Below are 17,176 nucleotides of genomic sequence, written 5' to 3'. Positions count from 1 at the left end.
CGAAGCGAAGGCGGGAGAGGGGTCGGCATATCATTGCAAGCGCCCCCTCTCCCGTCTCAATCTCGCTTCGCGCGATTGAGCCACCCTCTCCCGCCTGCGCAGCAAGTGCTGCCTGAGGGAGAGGGAAAAACCTTACACCACCATCATCACGGGATTTTCGATCAACTTCTTGAATGCCGTGATCAGTTCCGCGCCGAGCGCGCCGTCGATGGCGCGGTGGTCGCAGGACAGGGTCACGCTCATGATGGTTGCAGCGACGATCTGGCCATTGCGCACCACGGCCCGTTCCTCGCCCGTGCCAACCGCAAGGATCGACGACTGCGGCGGATTGATCACCGCCGTGAAGTCCTTGATGCCGAACATGCCGAGATTAGACACGGATGACGCGCCGCCCTGGTATTCGTTAGGCTTGAGCTTCTTGGCCTTGGCGCGCGCGGCCAATTCCTTCATCTCGTTGGAGATCGTCGAAATCGACTTGATCTCGGCCTGGCGGATGATCGGCGTGATCAGGCCGAACGGCAGCGCCACTGCGACGCCGATGTCGGAATGCTTATGACGGAGCATCGCTGCTTCCGTCCAGGACACGTTCGCTTCCGGAATCTTCTGCAGCGCGATGGCCATCGCCTTGATGACGAAATCGTTGACCGAGAGCTTGTAGAGCGGCCTGCCGTCCTTGTCCTTGCCGGCCGCAGCGTTGATCTCCTCGCGCGCGGAGGAGAGCTTGCCGAGATCGCAATCGACCGTGAGATAGAAGGTCGGCATCGAGTTGGTCGCGGCGGTGAGACGCTGCGCAATCGTGCGGCGCATCGAGTCATGCGGCACGCTCTCGTAAGCGCCCTGCTCGTACAGCCCGAGAATCTGCTGATCGGACATTGCAGGCGCACCGATCGCTCCAGTTGCACCTGCGGGAGCGCCGGCAGCCGCGGCTGATGCCTTCAGGCCACCACCGGACTTCGCCTTCTCGACATCCGCAGCGACCACACGCCCATGCGGACCCGAGCCGTTGATACGACCGAGTTCGATGCCGGCGTCCTTGGCGAGACGACGCGCCAGCGGTGACGAAAATACGCGCGCGCCATTGCTCTGTGCGGCGGCCGGCTGCGGAGCTGGCGCAGCGGCCGGTGCCGGTGCTTTCGCTGCGGAAGCAGCAGCCGGCGCAGGTGCAGCAGCTGCAGGCTTCGGCGCGGGAGCCTCGGCAGCAGGCGCGGGCTTCGGCTTGTCAGCCCCTGCCCCCGAACTCGCGGCCTTCACGTCCTCGCCGTCGGCGGCGAGCACCGCGATCACGGCGTTCACAGCAACATCCTGCGTACCTTCCGCCACCAGGATCTTGGCGATTGTGCCTTCGTCGACGGCTTCGACTTCCATCGTCGCCTTGTCGGTCTCGATCTCCGCGATCACGTCGCCGGACTTGACCTTGTCGCCCTCCTTCTTGAGCCACTTGGCAAGGTTGCCCTTTTCCATGGTGGGCGACAGCGCAGGCATCAGAATGTTGATTGGCATTGTCAGTGACCTTGTTGCGACCGCGGCGTGGTGTTGCCCATGTCAGTCGGACGCGCGATTTCAGCTTCGAACATTTCGACGATGCGGTTCAGCGCCTCGTCCTCGGAATAGTTGGCCTCACGCGCATAGGCGCGTGCGGCATGGCGCGCGATGTCGACGAGCAGGAGCCCCCACATGTCGGGCTCCTCGAAGGCGCGCATGAAGGCGATGGACAGCCCGCCATCCAGCACGAATGCGCGCAACACCTCGGTGGCGTCCTCGCGATCCATGACATCCGGCGGCAGTGGCTGTTCCTTCGGACCTGCCATGGTTCACCGATAGCAAACGGCTTTGGCCGCAGCCACGACGTCGGCCACCGACGGCAGCGCCAGCTTTTCAAGATTAGCGGCGTAAGGCATCGGCACGTCCTTGCCCGACACGCGCGCCACCGGCGCATCGAGATAGTCGAACGCATGCTCCATAATGCGTGCGGCGATTTCGGCGCCCACACCCGACTGCTGCCAGCCTTCTTCCACCGTCACGGCACGCGATGTCTTCTTCACAGACTCGATGATGGTGTCGGTGTCGAGTGGACGCAGCGTGCGCAGGTCGATGACCTCCGCCTCGATACCTTCCTTGGCGAGTTCTTCGGCAGCCTTCAGGGCATAGGTCATACCGTTCGACCACGAGATCAGCGTCACATCCTTGCCGACACGTGCGACCTTGGCCTTGCCGATCGGCACGATGTAGTCGTCGAGCTTGGGTACCTCGCCGGAATGCCCGTAGAGCATTTCGTTTTCGAGGAAGATCACGGGGTTCGGATCTCGGATCGCGGATTTGAGCAGCCCCTTGTAGTCGGCGGCGCTATAGGGTGCGACAACCTTGAGGCCCGGGATCTGCGAATACCAGGCCGAGTAGTCCTGGCTGTGCTGGGCACCGACGCGCGCCGCGGCGCCGTTCGGGCCGCGGAAGACGATCTGACAGGTCATCTGGCCGCCGGACATGTAGAGCGTCTTGGCAGCGGAGTTGATGATCTGGTCGATCGCCTGCATGGCGAAGTTGAAGGTCATGAATTCGACGATCGGCTTCAGGCCAGACATCGCCGCGCCGACGCCGACACCAGCAAAGCCGTGCTCGGTGATTGGCGTATCGATCACGCGGCGGGCGCCGAATTCCTGCAGCAGGTTCTGGGTCACCTTGTAGGCGCCCTGATATTCGGCAACTTCCTCGCCCATGATGAAGACGTCTTCATCCCTGCGCATTTCCTCGGCCATCGCGTCGCGCAGCGCTTCGCGGATGGTCATGGTCACCATCTCGGTGCCTTCAGGAATTTCAGGATCGGGCTGGATCGAAGCCGTCGGAGCTGCTGGCGCTGTAGCCTCTTCCTTCGGAGCCGGAGCGGATTTCGCTTCCGCGGCAGGCGGCGCGGATTCTGCGGCCTTCTCCTGCTTCGCGGGGGCCGGTGTGCTCGCCGCGGCAGATGCGTCTTCGCCGTCGGCGAGGATGGTCGCGATCGGCGTGTTGACCGCGACGTCATTGGTCCCTTCCGGGATCAGAATCTTGCCGAGCGTCCCTTCGTCGGTCGCTTCGACTTCCATCGTCGCTTTGTCTGTCTCGATTTCGGCGATCACATCGCCGGACTTGATCGTGTCGCCTTCCTTCTTGAGCCATTTGGAAAGGTTGCCTTTCTCCATGGTCGGGGACAGCGCGGGCATCAGAACTTGAATGGCCATTATAACTCCAGATCGGTCTTTAAGCCGCGCGCTTAGCGGTACACATCGGTGTAAAGTTCGGATGCATCGGGCTCAGGGTCCTGCTGCGCGAAATCCGCGGATGCGTTGACGATGTCACGCACCTCGGCATCGATCGCCTTGAGGTCCTGCTCGGTCACGCCAGCGGCCAGCAGACGGTTGCGCACCTGCTCGATCGGGTCCTGGTCGTGGCGAACCTTGTCCACTTCCTCGCGGGTCCGGTATTTGGCCGGATCGGACATCGAGTGACCGCGATAGCGATAGGTCTGCATTTCCAGAATGAACGGACCCTTGCCGGCGCGGCACCAAGCGACCGCACGGTCACCGGCGGCCTTCACGGCGCGGACGTCCATACCGTCGACCTGCTCGCCCGGAATGTTGAAGGAGATGCCGCGCTTAGAGAAGTCGGTCTGCGCCGAAGAGCGCGTCACCGAGGTACCCATGGCATAGCGGTTGTTCTCAATGATGTAGATCACCGGGAGCTTCCACAGCTCCGCCATGTTAAAGCTCTCATAGACTTGGCCCTGGTTCGACGCGCCGTCGCCGAAGTAAGCGAGGCTGACGAGATCATTGCCGCGATAACGGTTGGCGAAAGCGAGACCCGTTCCGAGCGACACCTGCGCACCGACGATGCCATGGCCGCCATAGAAATTCTTCTCGCGGCTGAACATGTGCATGGAGCCACCCTTGCCCTTGGAGTAGCCGCCCTTGCGCCCCGTGAGCTCAGCCATGACGCCCTTGGCGTCCATGCCACAGGCCAGCATGTGACCGTGGTCGCGATAGCCGGTGATGACCTGATCGCCATCCTTCAATGCCATCTGCATGCCGACGACGATGGCTTCCTGACCGATATAGAGATGGCAGAAACCGCCGATCGCGCCCATGCCATAGAGCTGGCCAGCCTTCTCCTCGAAACGCCGGATCAGCAGCATGTCGCGAAGCGCGTGCATCTCCTGATCGCGGGTGAAATCTGGCGGCGATGACGGGGTTGCGCCATTGCTCGTTGCCTGCCCTGCGGGAGCGACGCTTTTCTTCGGTGCGGCCATGAAAATTCCGGATGCGAGAGTGAATGGCCCTTCCTACTCCAAGTACTTGCGGCTTGAAAGGGATTGCGTCGCGCGGAATGCCACACGGTTGTTTCGCACTGCAGCGAAGGCGCGAAACTTTCGAAATCGAATTGGATGGGTTTTGTAATTTGAGGAATGAAAGCGCCTGTCGTGGTCACGTTGCCGTCACGATGAGCAGGCGCGAGCGATCCATAGCTTTGATGCAAAGCTGTGTTGCTTCATGCGAGGACGACTCGCCGCCGAAGAGAGAATCTTAGTTTGGCTTGATGACCTTCACGAGGTCGCGCGGATGCGCGTAGTCGAGCTGGTAGCGCGCGCGCTCGTCGAGCATGTCGGGATCGAGTCCACCAGATCGCAGCAACGCCACGCGCTGCTCGGCCTTGGTGCGTTCCTTCTTCAACTGTACCAGTTCGGAGGTCAGCGCGACGATCTCCTGGTCGAGCTCCTGGCGGGCGTTGAGGCCATATTTGCCGGTATAGGCATTGACCCCGAAATAGCTGATCATCATCGCCGCCAGTGCATAGAGCACAAGCCCGGTGAGGATCGATTTGAGGCGGGTATGCTTGACCATTCCCGAAAATGCGACGGCCCGGTTAAGGCGAACCTAACAACCGGGCCGCAACCTGAATTTGCGCGGGTTATTTCTTCAGCTTGTCGACCCAGACGGCGAAAGCGTCGATATAGGCCTGCAGCACCGGACGGATGGATTCCTTGACGATCTCGCCCTGTTCGCTGAAGGCGTCGCCGACGGCATTCAGATAGATTTCAGGCTGCTGCATGATGGGACCGACAATCCCCGGCAGGGTTTGGCGCAAGCTAAGGGCAGCACCCAGGCCACCGATCGGACCGGGCGAGCTAACCACGATGCCGGTGGGCTTGCCGAGGAACGAGCTCTTGCCATAGGGCCGCGAACCGACGTCGATGGCGTTTTTCAGAACACCCGAAACTGAGCGGTTATATTCCGGAGAGACGAACAGTACCGCATCCGAGGCCTGGATCGCTTCGCGGAACTTGACCCAGTCGGCCGGCGGCGCGGCTTCCAGGTCCTGATTGAAGAATGACAGCTCGTTCAGCGTGATGACGTTCAGCTTCAGCGACGGCGGCGCCAGCTGGGCGAGTGCATTCGCAACCTTGAGCGAGAATGACTGTTTGCGGAGGCTGCCGACAATGACGGCAACGCTGTAGGTGGCCATGAGATATCCCCTGAATAACTGCTTCCAAAAAGCGCGGAGCGCATCTGGAACCTGTCACCTATCCCGGCAAAAGATGCAAGTGCATGGATTGTATTTGACTGCCGTAATCGGGCCAAACCGGCACGTCCGCCTCGCCCGCCCAAACACATCTTCGTTATGCTGATATCGCTCAAATGGATGACGCGCGGAGCGCTGCTGTGATCGAACCTGCGGAGTGCACTGCGCGACAAACCACGTGAGACAGACCACGCAAGCCAGTCCCGACTGATCTGCGACGTCTGGCTAGGCTGTTCAAACTCGACCGTCGCAATTTGCGGGGCTTCCGATGCGTAACCTTGGTCTTGTGGCTTCCGTAGTCTTCGCCTTGAGCTTGCTCAGTCAGTCGGCCTTCGCCGACAAACGCGTCGCACTGGTGATCGGCAACTCGGCCTACCAGAACGTGGCCAAGCTCGCCAACCCGGCCAACGACGCCGCTGCGATGACCGAGACCCTGAAGACCGCGAATTTCGACATTGTCGAAGCCCGACGGGATCTGAAGGCGACCGAGATGCGCCGGGCCTTGCGCGATTTCGCGGACAAGGCCCGCGATGCGGACGTCGCGCTGGTCTATTTCGCCGGCCACGGCATCGAGGTCGATGGCACCAATTACCTGATTCCGACCGACGCGCTGCTGGAACGCGACACCGACGTCTATGACGAGGCGTTCTCGCTGGAGCGCATCCTGGTGACCATTGAGCCCGCGAAGAAGCTGCGGCTGGTGATCCTCGATGCCTGCCGCGACAATCCCTTCGTCAAGAACATGAAGCGCACCACCGCGTCGCGTGCGATCCCTCGCGGCCTCGCCAAGGTGGAGCCGGCCAGCCCCAACACGCTGATCGCCTACTCGGCCAAAGCCGGCTCGACGGCGCTGGATGGCGACAGCAAGAACAGCCCGTTCACGGCCGCGCTGGTCCGCCATATCGCGACGCCCGGCCTCGACCTGCGCAAGGCCTTCGGCTTCGTCCGCGATGACGTCATGAAGAACACCAGCAACCGCCAGGAACCCTATGTCTACGGTTCGCTCGGCGGCGACGACGTGCCGCTGGTCCCGGTGGCTGCCGTCGCCACGTCGCCCGCCGTCAGTGTCCAGGCCGAAACCCGCCGCGACTACGAGCTGGCTTTGCAGCTTGCGACCAGAGACGGCTGGAACGCGTTCCTGACCCAGCACCCCGACGGCTTCTACGCGTCGCTGGCCAAATCCCAACTGGCGAAGCTCGCCGCCGAAGACGCCCATTCCGCCGCTGAAGAGAAAGCCCGCCTCGCCGCTGAAGAGAAAGCCCGTCTGGCTGCCGAAGGCGCCAGGAAGGCCGAACAGACCAAGGCAGCGGCCGATGCCAAGACCGCCGAGGATGCCCGGATCGCTGCCGAGAAACTCAAGACCGCCGAGCAGGAACGCGCCGCCGCCGGCGAGCGCGCCCGCGCGGCAGCGGAAGCCAGGGTCGATGCCGGCAAGCTGGACACGCCTGCCGCCGGACCGCAGTTGGCGACACTCCCTGCCCCCACGGCCGATGTGTCCCGAACACCCGCGCCAGCCGATCTGCCACGTCAGGTCCAGGTCGAGCTTCAGCGCGTGGGCTGCCTGCAGGGATCAGTCGACAACACTTGGACTTCGGCTTCCCGCAAGTCGCTCGAGCGCTTCAATCGTTACGCGTCGACCAAATTCGATGCCGAGGCGGCCAGCACCGATGCGCTCGACGCGATCAAGACCAAGTCATCCCGCGTCTGCCCGCTGGTCTGTGCGCATGGTTCAGAGGCGGACGGCGACCGCTGTGTGAAAATCGTATGCCGCGCCGGCACCTTCCTGAACGAGGACAATGAATGCGGGAAGAAGCGCAGCCGCACCGAGGCCAAACGAAACCTGCCGCGCCGCGAGCGTCTTGAGCGCGATGAGCTTGATCGTCCGCAAATTCAGGCCCGCGCGCCGCGCGTACAGCCGTCCGGCCAGATCGTCTGCGACAATGCCGGCTGCCGTCCGGTGCGTCCCGGCTGCCGCCTGGTGTCGCGCGACATGCGCATCGGCCTCACCAATGTCGAGGTGTGCAACTGACGACGTGCTTGCCTGACAGGATCGCAAGCGACATTCTGACGATCCAAGTTTGCAAGCCGGAGCCATCATCGTGACCATCGAATTTCTCATCACCTCGCTGATCGTGGTGGCGTCGCCGGGCACTGGCGCCCTTTACACACTAGCAACCGGATTTTCGCGCGGAGGCCGCAGCAGCGTCGTCGCCGCGTTCGGTTGCACGCTCGGCATCGTTCCGCATATGGCCGCCGCGATCCTTGGTCTCGCAGCACTGCTGCACACCAGCGCCGTGGCGTTTCAGGTGTTCAAATATGTTGGCGTCGCCTACCTGCTCTATATGGCCTGGAAGACGCTGCAGGAGCATGGCACGCTGAAGGTCGAGACCGACGATAGCGCGCAGTCCGCGCTGCAGGTAACGACCACAGCGATCCTGATCAACATCCTCAATCCGAAACTGTCGATCTTCTTCCTCGCCTTCCTGCCCCAGTTCATCAGCGCCGACGAGGCGCATCCGCTATCGCAGATGCTGCTGCTCAGCGCGGTATTCATGCTGATGACCTTCGTTGTCTTTGCGCTCTACGGCCTGTTTGCTGCGTCGATCCGCAACCACGTCATCACACGGCCACGGGTGCTGACCTGGATGCGCCGCAGCTTTGCCGGCGCGTTTGCTGCGCTAGGGGCCAAGCTGGCCTTCGCCGAGCGCTGACGCGCCTATTCCAGCCGCTCCACATTGCGCAGCGTCGGAAACAGCCGCATCCACAGCAACGCGATGGCAACGGTGCCGAGGCCGCCGATCAGTGCGGCCGGGACAGTGCCGAACAGCGCCGCGGTGACGCCGCTCTCGAACTGGCCGAGCTGGTTTGAGGTGTTGATGAACAGGTAGTTCACTGCGCCGACGCGACCGCGCATGTCGTCGGGGGTCGCTAGCTGTACCAGCGAAAAGCGGATCACGACGCTAACCGTATCGGCCGCGCCAAGTACCGCGAGCGCAGCGACCGACAACCACAGCCATTGCGACACCGCGAACACCGCTGTCGCAAGGCCGAAAATGATGACGGCCTGGAACATCCGCATGCCCACCCGGCGATTGATCGACCAGCGCGTCAACACGATGGTCGTCAGCAGCGCGCCGACTGCCGGCGCCGCGCGCATGAGGCCGAGGCCCCACGGGCCGGTCTGCAGGATGTCGCGCGCGTAGATCGGCAGCAGCGCGGTGGCGCCGCCGAGCAGCACCGCGAACAGATCGAGCGAAATGGTGCCGAGGATGGCGGGATTGCTGCGTACGAAGCCCACGCCGGCGAACAATGTCCGCAGCGACGGCGGATCCTTCACCGCGACCTCGCGCGCCAGTTTGATGGCGCTGTTGAGCGCGCCGCCGATTAGCCAGAATGCCGCCATCAGCACATAGGGCGTCGACGGCGACAGCGCGTACGCGATGCCGCCGAGCGCGGGGCCGCAAATCATCGCCACCTGAAACACGCCGGTGGAAAGTGCCGTCGCTTTTTGCAGGCGACCTTCCGGTACAACGCCGGGCAGCAGCGCCGAGCCGGCCGGCGCCTCGAAGGCCGTCGCCGCGCCGATCACCACCAGCGCCACGAAAATCTGCGGCACCGTAATCCAACCGGCATAGGTGCCCCAGGCGAGCAGGATCGCTGTCAGCCCCTGCAGCGTCTGGCAGATCTGCACCACGCGGCGGCGGTCGTAGCGGTCGGCGATATGGCCGGCGACGAAGACCAGCGCCAGCATCGGCACGAATTGCGCGAGGCCGACCATGCCGAGCTGGAACGCGCTGCCGGTCAGATCATAGATCTGCCAACCGACCGCGACAGCGGCAATCTGCGACGCGAAGCGCGAGAAGCTGCGCGACACCATGTAGTACAGATACGGCGGATGGCGCAGCAAAAGCCGCGCGCCATCCGTGACCACGCCGGCAGACTGATCGGCGAGTGTCATCCCGGCATGTTCGGATTGATCAGATACTTCTCGCCGGTGGCGCGCTTCGCATAGGCCCGGAGATTGTCGAGCTGCAAGACGCCTTCGAGCGAAATCACCTTGGTGTAGTGGCTGGCGAAGGTGGTCTTGAGTTCGGCGACCACGCGGGCCCGGAGCCTGGCGGCATCGGCGGCGCCGATCTTCTGCAGGAACGGAAACAGCAGCCAGCCGCCCATGCCCCAGGCCATGCCGGCGGGGACGAATTCGATCGGGCGCAGATCCAGCCGGCCATAGACGTAGACCTGCTTGTGCGTCGTCGAGCCATAGCGGCTATAGACCTTCATCGCCTTGACGGCGGCAACTTCTATCGCCTGCAGGATCTGGCCCTGCAGCTTGCCGCCGCCGGTGGCGTCGAAGGCCAGTGTGGCATTGGTGGCAATCAATGCGGCGGTCAGGTCTTCCATGAAACTCGGCGACGTCGAGTTGCAGACATATTTCGCGCCGATGCCGCGCAGAAGTTTCTCCTGCTCCTCGCTACGGACGATGTTGACGAGATCGATGCCGTCCTTCTGGCAGATCTTGTTGAGCATCTGACCGAGATTGGACGCGGCGGCCGTATGCACCAGCGCCGTATGCCCTTCCCGCTTCATGGTCTCGACCATGCCGAGCGAGGTCAGCGGGTTGACGAAGCAGGATGCGCCCTCGGTGGCCGTCGTGCCCTCGGGCAGCGGCAGGCATTCCTTGGCCTTGATGACGCGATACTGCGCATACATCGCGCCGCCGATCAGCGCGACGGTCTTGCCGAGCAGCGCCTGCGCGGCCTCGGACGATCCGGCCTTCACCACCGTGCCGGCGCCCTCATTGCCGACCGCCATCGACTCGTCGAGACGGCCGCCCATCGCTTTCATATTGGCCTGCGGGACGGTTGCTGTGACAACCGAGGACGCACCAGAGCCGGAGGCTTTCGCGCTGGCCGGATCGGCCGCGCCGAGCAGGAGACCGAGATCCGACGGGTTGATCGGCGCAGCCTCGATGCGCACGACGACCTCGTCGGGGCCCGGCGCCGGGATCGCCACCTGCTGCAGCGAGATTTCCAGTTCGCCGCTGCTTTTGATGAGCGAGCGCAGTTCAAGTCCGGATGTGATGTCAGTCATGGTCGGTCCCCCTCAATCTGTCCGGCGGTCTGGTGCCGCGTCAGTAGATGCCCGGAATGATACGCTTGGTCTCGCGCATATAGGCCCGGTAGTCGTCGCCGAATGCCTCGATCAGCATCCGCTCTTCATAGTCGATGCGGGTGAAGAACAGGATCGCGATCGCGACCAGCCCGCCCAGCGCGGCCATGGCATTCGGCAGCAGGAATGCCTGCGCCAATGCCCACAGCCAGAACGAGGCATACATCGGATGGCGGATGCTGCGATAGACGCCGGCACGCACGATCTGGTGAGCCTCGCGGATTTCCAAACTGGCCGACCACTGCCGGCCGAGATCCTTGTGTGACCGGCGAAACAGCCAGAGCGACAGCACATAGAGCGCGCCGCCGACCACGACTGCCGCATAATTCAGCTGATAGTTCAGCGCGGCCGGCCAGCCGGTCACCAGCCAGATCAGCGGTACCACGAACAGGCCGATGGTGGCGATCGCCAGCAGGATGCGTTCACGGCTCCAGCCGACCGCCCGCAGCGTCGCCGTGCGGCGGGCCTTGCGCGCATAGGGATAGCGAATGATGAACCAGGCGATCAGACCGATCGCCCAGACATATGTTCCAAGAAGTGACGCGGTCATTGTCGTCCGATCAGGCCATCATGCGGCATTCACGGATGCCCCGGCTTGCAATTGAGAGGATGTGATCTTGGACGGCGGCATGTCCAGCAGCGCGCCATCCGCACCGAAGCGTTTGAGGCCGCCTTCGCCCGCGGTGATCTCGTCAAACGGCAGAGGACCGCAGATCACCATGCAATAGTCGTAGGGCGCGCGGCACTGGTTGCCCATCACCATCTGATAGTGAATGCGCATGAAGTTGAAGCGATAGCGCTTGAACTGTTCCATGCCCATCATGGCATGCATCTGGACGCGCCGGATGTTCGGCCTGCCCTCGTCGCGATCGCGACTGCGGCGTTTCAAGGTCACGGGATCGAAGCGGTAGAAACTGATGACGTCGTCGCGGGCGTGATATTCGGTCCAGCGGATCGCCGGCGTGTCGGCGACGAGACGCGTTGCTGCGCGTACGCTCTTGCCGGCGGGATGCAGCGAGAATTTCGGGATGGTCGCGCTCACCGTCATCACGCAGATGGTCGGGCCATGTTTCGTCAGATCCGGGTCGAGCGCGAGTGCGCGGGCCACCACCTCCATCACCAATGCCGCACCAAGGCAATGCCCGACGATGACGATCTCGTCGACATCGGCCTTCTGCGCGCGCGCCGCGATTACCCTGGCGAATTCATCGACGCGCGCCGTCATCTTTGGCCGCTGGCCATGGACATATTGCCGCGAGAAGATCCAGTCGTCGAACACATGATTGATCGGCTTGCGCCAGCCGTAATGGTGCAGCAGCGCCGTGAAGACGGCAGCAGCGACAATTGCGCCAGCGATCCATGCGGCGGCACCATTCATGTCAAGCAGCCAGGTCAGCCCATAGCCCACCGCTGCGCCAGATGCAGCAAAGCCCGCGATCCACAGATAGGAGAACAGGAAGAAGCCGGCATATTTCCAGCTCGCATAGAAGAAGCGGAACAGGGTTCCCGTCACCAGCCAGTCGCCCAGCGTAACAAAGGCGGCGCCCAATCGCGACAGCATGCTTCGGGTGTGATCCTGCAGGATCAGGTCATCCCAGCGCAGCATCTCGTAGGTGGTTTCTGTCTTCCAGTTCGGCCCGGAGGTCTCGGCCCGCCAGGAGGCGCTCACTTCCGTAGCGTCAAGCACGCCAGAGGCTTTCGCAGACACGCTCCACGTCTTCTCGAAACTCGACAGCGAACGGCGGAACCGCTCGAGCTGCGTGTCCGGCAGAATCGGGTCGTAGCCGCCAATGTGAAAGACATGTCGCCGCGCGATCATCGTCCGTTCGCTCCCGAGTGCATCACGCACCGTTCTGATCCGGTGCATAGCAAATTCGCCTGCGCCGACAAACCTGCCCGTGCTCAAAACGGAAGCGTCAGGCAGGATTTTGTCGCCCTCAGGTCACACAGCCGCTCTTTCGCAACCCCCTTCATCACAATTCCGGGAATCGAGGCAGGACTGTGATTGACGGCAGGGTCTTATGTCTGAACATGTCGCGGGTTTTTTCGAAGAAAGAAAGCACTATGTCGATTGCTCTCAAGGGCTTCAAACGGCCGTCGTGGACCTCTCCGGCGGCCGTTTTACTGATTCTGTCATCGCTCTTTGTGGCCTCGCTCGCGAGTTCCGGGGATGCCGATGCGGCACCCGGCCGTCGCCCCGGCCATGTCTATCTTTATCGTGGCCTCATGAACGTGTTCTCGCTCGGCATGGATCAGATCGCCTACAAGCTCGAAGCCGCCGGCGTCGCCTCCTCGGTCAGCAATCACACACTGTGGAGCGGCCAGGCAGACGACATGATCGCCCGGTACAAGGCCGGTAACCGCGAACCGATCATCCTGATGGGCCACTCGGCCGGTGCCGATGTGACCATCTCGATTGCCCGCAAGCTCGCGCAGTACAACATCCCGGTGGCGCTGATCGTAAACTTCGATCCGGTGGCGCCCGATGCCGTCCCCAACAACGTAAAGCAGATCGTGAACTATTACGTACCCGCCGGCTGGGGACGCGCGGTCGCAGCCGATCCCCGCTTCAAGGGCAAGCTCGCCAACGTCAACGAGAACGCCACCACCAACCACTTCTCGATCGACAAGGACGACAGCCTGCAGCGTCAGGCCATTGCCCGTGTCATGGCCGTGACCGGCGGCAGTATTCGCCGCAAGCCGGCGACGCCGAAGCCTGCACAGGTCTCGGCTGCTCCGCAATAATAGGCAGCAAATATCGGAACGCTTTCAGCCGAGGTGATCGTCACCTCGGCTGAATTGTTTTAGCTCCCGCGAACGCTCAGACGATCAGCACGTCATGATGGGATGGAGGCGTCGCCGGCACGAGCGCGGCGTCATGAGCGCCGAGCGCGTCGTCCGGCGCCGGCACGGCCGCGGCGGGATGGCTGAGTGCCGTCAGGATCTGAGCATGAGCGACCTCCGCAGCGCCCTCGCCCTGCGCGCTATTCTGCGCCTCCGCGTGCCCGGATGTCGTGTGCCCAGACGTCTGACTGAAAGCAAAGTTCTCACTGCCAGTGCTGCTCGCAAGTGCTTGTCCGAGTGTATCGACGGCAATACTGGCATTTGCGAATTTCAGAAACTCCGTATTGGTCAGATAGTCGGTGCCGTCGCGACCGGCGATCCTGTCAGTGACGATCGTCTGAGCGCCACTGCGGTTGATGCTGTAGTCGGCCACATTGCCGGAGAATACCGCGGTGTCGGTGCCGTTGCCGCCATTGATGATGTCGTTGCCGGTCCCTCCCGCAATGTAGTCATCGCCGTCACCGCCGCGGACGACATCGTTGTCGCTTGAGGCACCAAAGAACCAGTCCTGATGCTTGGTCGTGTCGAATTGGATGCTGCGGACATAGAGATCGAACGAGCCGGGTGAACTGGCATTGGTGCCGTGGGCCGGCACCAGATCGACGCCATTGATGGCAATGTCCTTGAAATGCAGCGCGCGCCCGGGCTCGGAATTTGCGAGATTGATCGCGACACTGGAGATGCTGGCGGGATTGTCGAAAGTGACGGTGTAGGTCTGGTAGCCCGACGGATCGCTCGCGGGCGTGAATTCAAGCACGGCCGAAACCGGCTGGCCATTGACCAGAACCTGCGCCTGCGCGCCGATTCCGTTCACGACGGAGCCATAACCCGTCAGCGTGATGGTGGTCGTGGCGAGCTTGCCCGCTACGCTTGGACCGGCGACAATCGTATCGTTTCCGGCACCGCCATAGATCTCGTCATGACCGAGCCCGCCGAAGATGACGTCGTTGCCGCCTCCGAGATCGATCGTGTCGCCGATCGACGAGCCCGTGATGGTGACGCCCGGCGTTAGCCCTGTCCCATGGAAATATTGCGCCACCACATCCTGCGCCGGCTTGTCCATGACCGAATAGCCGGTCTCGGAATAGAAGTTGTTGAGGTCCCACTGCCAGAACTCGACGCCTTTCAGCCAGCTGCCGCCATGCGCGCTCCAGACCTGGAAGAACGCATTATAGGCGTCGGCCTGCTCGGCAAGATCCGCAGGCGCCTTGGATGACCCTCCACCTGGATTGATCGCGGTGCCATCGATGCTGCGATAGCCGACCTCAGTCATCAGCACCGGCTTGCCGTAATCCAATGCCAGCGAGTGAAAGAAATCGACGGGTGACTGGTAGCCGAAAGCTTTCGCGTAATACGGATTGTACGGCACCTCGCTCCAGGCGTGCACGAGATCGTCCACCGTCGGCGTCGTGCTAGCCGTCAAGGGTGGATAGGCGTTGATGCCGATCGTATCGACCTGGTCCCAGAAGCTGACCTTGGATGCTTCGTCGGTTGCCGCCGCGTAAGTGACTTCGCCATGATAGACGCCGCGCACGGCCGAGATGATATCGACCCAGTAGCTGCGATAGGCGTCGCCCGACAGGCTGCTCATCTCGTTGCCGATGGCGAAACTGGCGACATCGCCTTGCTCTGCAATTTCAGCCAGGTGAACGATCTCGGCCTTGTAGGACGCGAAGAAGGCATCGACGTCCGACGGCGCCAGACTGTGCGAGATCGTGCCGTCGAGACCTGTAATGCCCGGCTTGAAAACAACATCCAGCCCAGCGGCATGCGCCTTCTGAAAACCAGCGAGCAGGCTTGTATCGCTTTCGGTCTTGGCCGGCACGGCGAGCACGTCATTGCCCGTACGGCTGTCGGTCCATATCCGCGTCGTCAGCGCGATCGAATTCGATCCCAGTGACGCCATGGCCTGAAACGCCTGATCGGCTGACGCACTGGAGAACTGTCCGTTCCACTCCGACAGTGCACCGAAACCTTGGACCTTAAAGATGTTGGGCATTCGCGCTCTCCGTCGGCATTGCCTGGAGAAGGCTGAACCCACAACGTGATACCTTCGCGACCGCAATGGGGTATCATGGTGACGTCTACAAATTGAACCTCGTTGTCGGCTTGCGCGGTCAGTGTCATTCAATGAAAAACGCCGCTCGCTATTTCAGCGAACGGCGTTGATCGCGTAGTTCTTGCTCGGCCCGGAAGGCCGCGCCTGCGCTTTACGCGAGAGCTTTCAATGCAGCCTTGCCGGCATACTTCGCCTGGGTGCCGAGCTGCTGCTCGATGCGCAGCAGCTGATTGTACTTGGCGGTACGATCCGCGCGTGCCAGCGAGCCGGTCTTGATCTGTCCGCAATTGGTGGCGACGGCGAGATCCGCGATCGTGGAATCTTCGGTCTCACCCGAACGGTGCGACATCACCGCGGTATAACCCGCCTTGTAGGCCATCTCGACGGCGCTCAGCGTTTCGGTCAGCGAACCGATCTGGTTGACCTTGATCAGGATCGAATTGGCGCGGCCGTTCTTGATGCCGTCGGCAAGACGCGTAACGTTGGTGACGAACAGATCGTCGCCAACCAGCTGGCACTTCGAACCGATCAGATCGGTCAGTTGCTTCCAGCCGTCCATGTCGTCTTCCGACATGCCATCCTCGATGGAGACGATCGGGTAATTGGCAACGAGCTGAGCGAGATACTTGGCCTGTTCGGAGATGTTGCGTGTCTTGTTCTCGCCGCCATAGACGTAAGCGCCGTCCTTGAAGAACTCGGTGGCGGCGCAATCCATCGCCAGCATCACGTCCTTGCCGGCGGAGTAGCCGGCCTTGCCGATGGCGGCCATCACGAAATCCAGTGCCGCTTCGGCCGAGCCGATGTTTGGCGCGAAACCGCCCTCGTCACCGACATTGGTGTTGTGGCCGGCCTTCTTCAGCTCGCTCTTCAGCGTGTGGAATATCTCGGCGCCGCAACGCAGGCCTTCGGCGAAGGAGGACGCACCGACCGGCATGATCATGAATTCCTGGAAGTCGATCGGGTTGTCGGCATGCATGCCGCCATTGATGATGTTCATCATCGGCACCGGCAGCGTACGGGCCGAGGTACCGCCCACATAACGATACAGCGGCATATCGAAGGATTCCGCAGCCGCTTTGGCGGCGGCCAGCGAGACGCCGAGGATCGCATTGGCGCCGAGGCGCGACTTGTTCGGGGTGCCGTCGAGCTCGATCATGATCTCGTCGAGCTGGACCTGGTTCTCCACGTCCATGCCGCCGATGGCGTCGAAGATCTCGCCATTGATGGCATCGACCGCCTTCTGCACGCCTTTGCCGAGATAGCGGGACTTGTCGCCGTCGCGCAACTCGACCGCCTCATGGGCGCCGGTGGAGGCACCCGACGGAACCGCGGCGCGGCCCATCGATCCGTCTTCGAGGACGACGTCGACTTCAACCGTGGGATTGCCGCGGCTATCGAGAATTTCGCGGCCGATGATGTCGACGATGGCGGTCATGAATGCCCTCTTTGTGCTGGGGGTGGGTCGTTGGCGCCGCTTCTACAGCAAGCCTCCCGGCGGGAAAACCCCGCCTGACGTGACGACGGGCCCGGGATTGGCTATGAACCGCCATAACGGAG

The 17,176-nt window shown here is 62.4% G+C and carries 15 protein-coding genes; 3 read left to right on the top strand and 12 right to left on the bottom strand.

Annotated features, from left to right (window positions below):
- Window positions 1-132 precede the first annotated feature (132 nt).
- From SFY93_RS17765 to SFY93_RS17740, 6 genes are all read right to left on the bottom strand, one after another.
- Window positions 133-1,500: a pyruvate dehydrogenase complex dihydrolipoamide acetyltransferase gene (locus SFY93_RS17765; protein ID WP_320444037.1), complete on the bottom strand. Its 1,368-nt coding sequence runs from the start codon at window positions 1,498-1,500 to the stop codon at window positions 133-135.
- A 2-nt stretch (window positions 1,501-1,502) separates the two neighbouring features.
- Entirely contained in the window at window positions 1,503-1,808 is a 306-nt protein-coding gene (locus SFY93_RS17760; protein WP_068730814.1) for a DUF5076 domain-containing protein, read from the bottom strand.
- 3 nt (window positions 1,809-1,811) lie between these two features.
- Window positions 1,812-3,212 carry a pyruvate dehydrogenase complex E1 component subunit beta gene (locus SFY93_RS17755; protein ID WP_093758724.1) on the bottom strand — a complete coding sequence of 467 codons (1,401 nt, stop codon included), beginning with the start codon at window positions 3,210-3,212 and terminating at the stop codon, window positions 1,812-1,814.
- 32 nt (window positions 3,213-3,244) lie between these two features.
- Complete coding sequence (gene pdhA, locus SFY93_RS17750; RefSeq protein WP_149530523.1) at window positions 3,245-4,276, bottom strand: pyruvate dehydrogenase (acetyl-transferring) E1 component subunit alpha; 1,032 nt, start codon at window positions 4,274-4,276, stop codon at window positions 3,245-3,247.
- A gap of 274 nt (window positions 4,277-4,550) precedes the next feature.
- Window positions 4,551-4,868, bottom strand: coding sequence for an FtsB family cell division protein (locus SFY93_RS17745; RefSeq protein WP_068730817.1), 318 nt, complete (start codon window positions 4,866-4,868; stop codon window positions 4,551-4,553).
- A gap of 67 nt (window positions 4,869-4,935) precedes the next feature.
- Window positions 4,936-5,490 carry an NADPH-dependent FMN reductase gene (locus tag SFY93_RS17740; protein ID WP_231080778.1) on the bottom strand — a complete coding sequence of 185 codons (555 nt, stop codon included), beginning with the start codon at window positions 5,488-5,490 and terminating at the stop codon, window positions 4,936-4,938.
- A gap of 325 nt (window positions 5,491-5,815) precedes the next feature.
- Between SFY93_RS17740 and SFY93_RS17735 the strand changes: the two genes are divergently transcribed.
- Window positions 5,816-7,576, top strand: coding sequence for a caspase family protein (locus SFY93_RS17735; RefSeq protein WP_320444036.1), 1,761 nt, complete (start codon window positions 5,816-5,818; stop codon window positions 7,574-7,576).
- Window positions 7,577-7,646: 70 nt separating this feature from the next.
- Window positions 7,647-8,258, top strand: a complete 612-nt coding sequence (locus SFY93_RS17730) for a LysE family translocator (RefSeq protein WP_320444035.1) — start codon at window positions 7,647-7,649, stop codon at window positions 8,256-8,258.
- Between the two features lie 5 nt (window positions 8,259-8,263).
- On the opposite strand, the gene SFY93_RS17725 is transcribed toward SFY93_RS17730, so the two are convergent.
- From SFY93_RS17725 to SFY93_RS17710, 4 genes are read right to left on the bottom strand one after another with little or no spacing between them, the layout of a single operon-like run.
- Window positions 8,264-9,505 carry an MFS transporter gene (locus tag SFY93_RS17725; protein ID WP_120289940.1) on the bottom strand — a complete coding sequence of 414 codons (1,242 nt, stop codon included), beginning with the start codon at window positions 9,503-9,505 and terminating at the stop codon, window positions 8,264-8,266.
- Window positions 9,502-10,638, bottom strand: coding sequence for a zinc-binding dehydrogenase (locus tag SFY93_RS17720; protein WP_320444034.1), 1,137 nt, complete (start codon window positions 10,636-10,638; stop codon window positions 9,502-9,504). Before SFY93_RS17720 ends, SFY93_RS17725 begins: the two co-directional genes overlap by 4 nt.
- A gap of 40 nt (window positions 10,639-10,678) precedes the next feature.
- On the bottom strand, window positions 10,679-11,266 hold the full coding sequence (locus SFY93_RS17715) for a protein-S-isoprenylcysteine O-methyltransferase (RefSeq protein ID WP_320444033.1): 588 nt from the start codon (window positions 11,264-11,266) through the stop codon (window positions 10,679-10,681).
- 18 nt (window positions 11,267-11,284) lie between these two features.
- Window positions 11,285-12,565, bottom strand: coding sequence for a hypothetical protein (locus SFY93_RS17710; RefSeq protein ID WP_320444032.1), 1,281 nt, complete (start codon window positions 12,563-12,565; stop codon window positions 11,285-11,287).
- A 215-nt stretch (window positions 12,566-12,780) separates the two neighbouring features.
- Here SFY93_RS17710 and SFY93_RS17705 point away from each other — a divergent pair, with 215 nt between their 5' ends.
- Window positions 12,781-13,461, top strand: coding sequence for a hypothetical protein (locus SFY93_RS17705; RefSeq protein ID WP_320444031.1), 681 nt, complete (start codon window positions 12,781-12,783; stop codon window positions 13,459-13,461).
- Between the two features lie 76 nt (window positions 13,462-13,537).
- Here the strand turns inward: SFY93_RS17705 and SFY93_RS17700 are convergent, their stop codons facing one another.
- Window positions 13,538-15,559: a glycoside hydrolase family 113 gene (locus tag SFY93_RS17700; RefSeq protein WP_320444030.1), complete on the bottom strand. Its 2,022-nt coding sequence runs from the start codon at window positions 15,557-15,559 to the stop codon at window positions 13,538-13,540.
- A 211-nt stretch (window positions 15,560-15,770) separates the two neighbouring features.
- Window positions 15,771-17,054, bottom strand: a complete 1,284-nt coding sequence (eno, locus tag SFY93_RS17695) for a phosphopyruvate hydratase (protein ID WP_320444029.1) — start codon at window positions 17,052-17,054, stop codon at window positions 15,771-15,773.
- Window positions 17,055-17,176: the final 122 nt, after the last annotated feature.

The sequence above is a fragment of the Tardiphaga sp. 42S5 genome (assembly GCF_034044155.1).
Classification (GTDB): domain Bacteria; phylum Pseudomonadota; class Alphaproteobacteria; order Rhizobiales; family Xanthobacteraceae; genus Tardiphaga; species Tardiphaga robiniae.
The sequence above is the reverse complement of the archived record's forward strand: the minus strand, read 5'-3'. Positions and strand labels throughout refer to the sequence as shown.

Excerpts from the sequence above, each read along its gene's own strand:
- SFY93_RS17745 (WP_068730817.1), bottom strand. The coding sequence starts at position 4,868 with ATGGTCAAGCATACCCGCCTCAAATCGATCCTCACCGGGCTTGTGCTC.
- SFY93_RS17700 (WP_320444030.1), bottom strand. The coding sequence starts at position 15,559 with ATGCCCAACATCTTTAAGGTCCAAGGTTTCGGTGCACTGTCGGAGTGG.
- SFY93_RS17715 (WP_320444033.1), bottom strand. The coding sequence starts at position 11,266 with ATGACCGCGTCACTTCTTGGAACATATGTCTGGGCGATCGGTCTGATC.
- SFY93_RS17765 (WP_320444037.1), bottom strand. The coding sequence starts at position 1,500 with ATGCCAATCAACATTCTGATGCCTGCGCTGTCGCCCACCATGGAAAAG.
- SFY93_RS17720 (WP_320444034.1), bottom strand. The coding sequence starts at position 10,638 with ATGACTGACATCACATCCGGACTTGAACTGCGCTCGCTCATCAAAAGC.
- SFY93_RS17740 (WP_231080778.1), bottom strand. The coding sequence starts at position 5,490 with ATGGCCACCTACAGCGTTGCCGTCATTGTCGGCAGCCTCCGCAAACAG.
- SFY93_RS17705 (WP_320444031.1), top strand. The coding sequence starts at position 12,781 with ATGTCGATTGCTCTCAAGGGCTTCAAACGGCCGTCGTGGACCTCTCCG.
- SFY93_RS17735 (WP_320444036.1), top strand. The coding sequence starts at position 5,816 with ATGCGTAACCTTGGTCTTGTGGCTTCCGTAGTCTTCGCCTTGAGCTTG.
- pdhA (WP_149530523.1), bottom strand. The coding sequence starts at position 4,276 with ATGGCCGCACCGAAGAAAAGCGTCGCTCCCGCAGGGCAGGCAACGAGC.
- SFY93_RS17755 (WP_093758724.1), bottom strand. The coding sequence starts at position 3,212 with ATGGCCATTCAAGTTCTGATGCCCGCGCTGTCCCCGACCATGGAGAAA.
- SFY93_RS17760 (WP_068730814.1), bottom strand. The coding sequence starts at position 1,808 with ATGGCAGGTCCGAAGGAACAGCCACTGCCGCCGGATGTCATGGATCGC.
- SFY93_RS17725 (WP_120289940.1), bottom strand. The coding sequence starts at position 9,505 with ATGACACTCGCCGATCAGTCTGCCGGCGTGGTCACGGATGGCGCGCGG.
- eno (WP_320444029.1), bottom strand. The coding sequence starts at position 17,054 with ATGACCGCCATCGTCGACATCATCGGCCGCGAAATTCTCGATAGCCGC.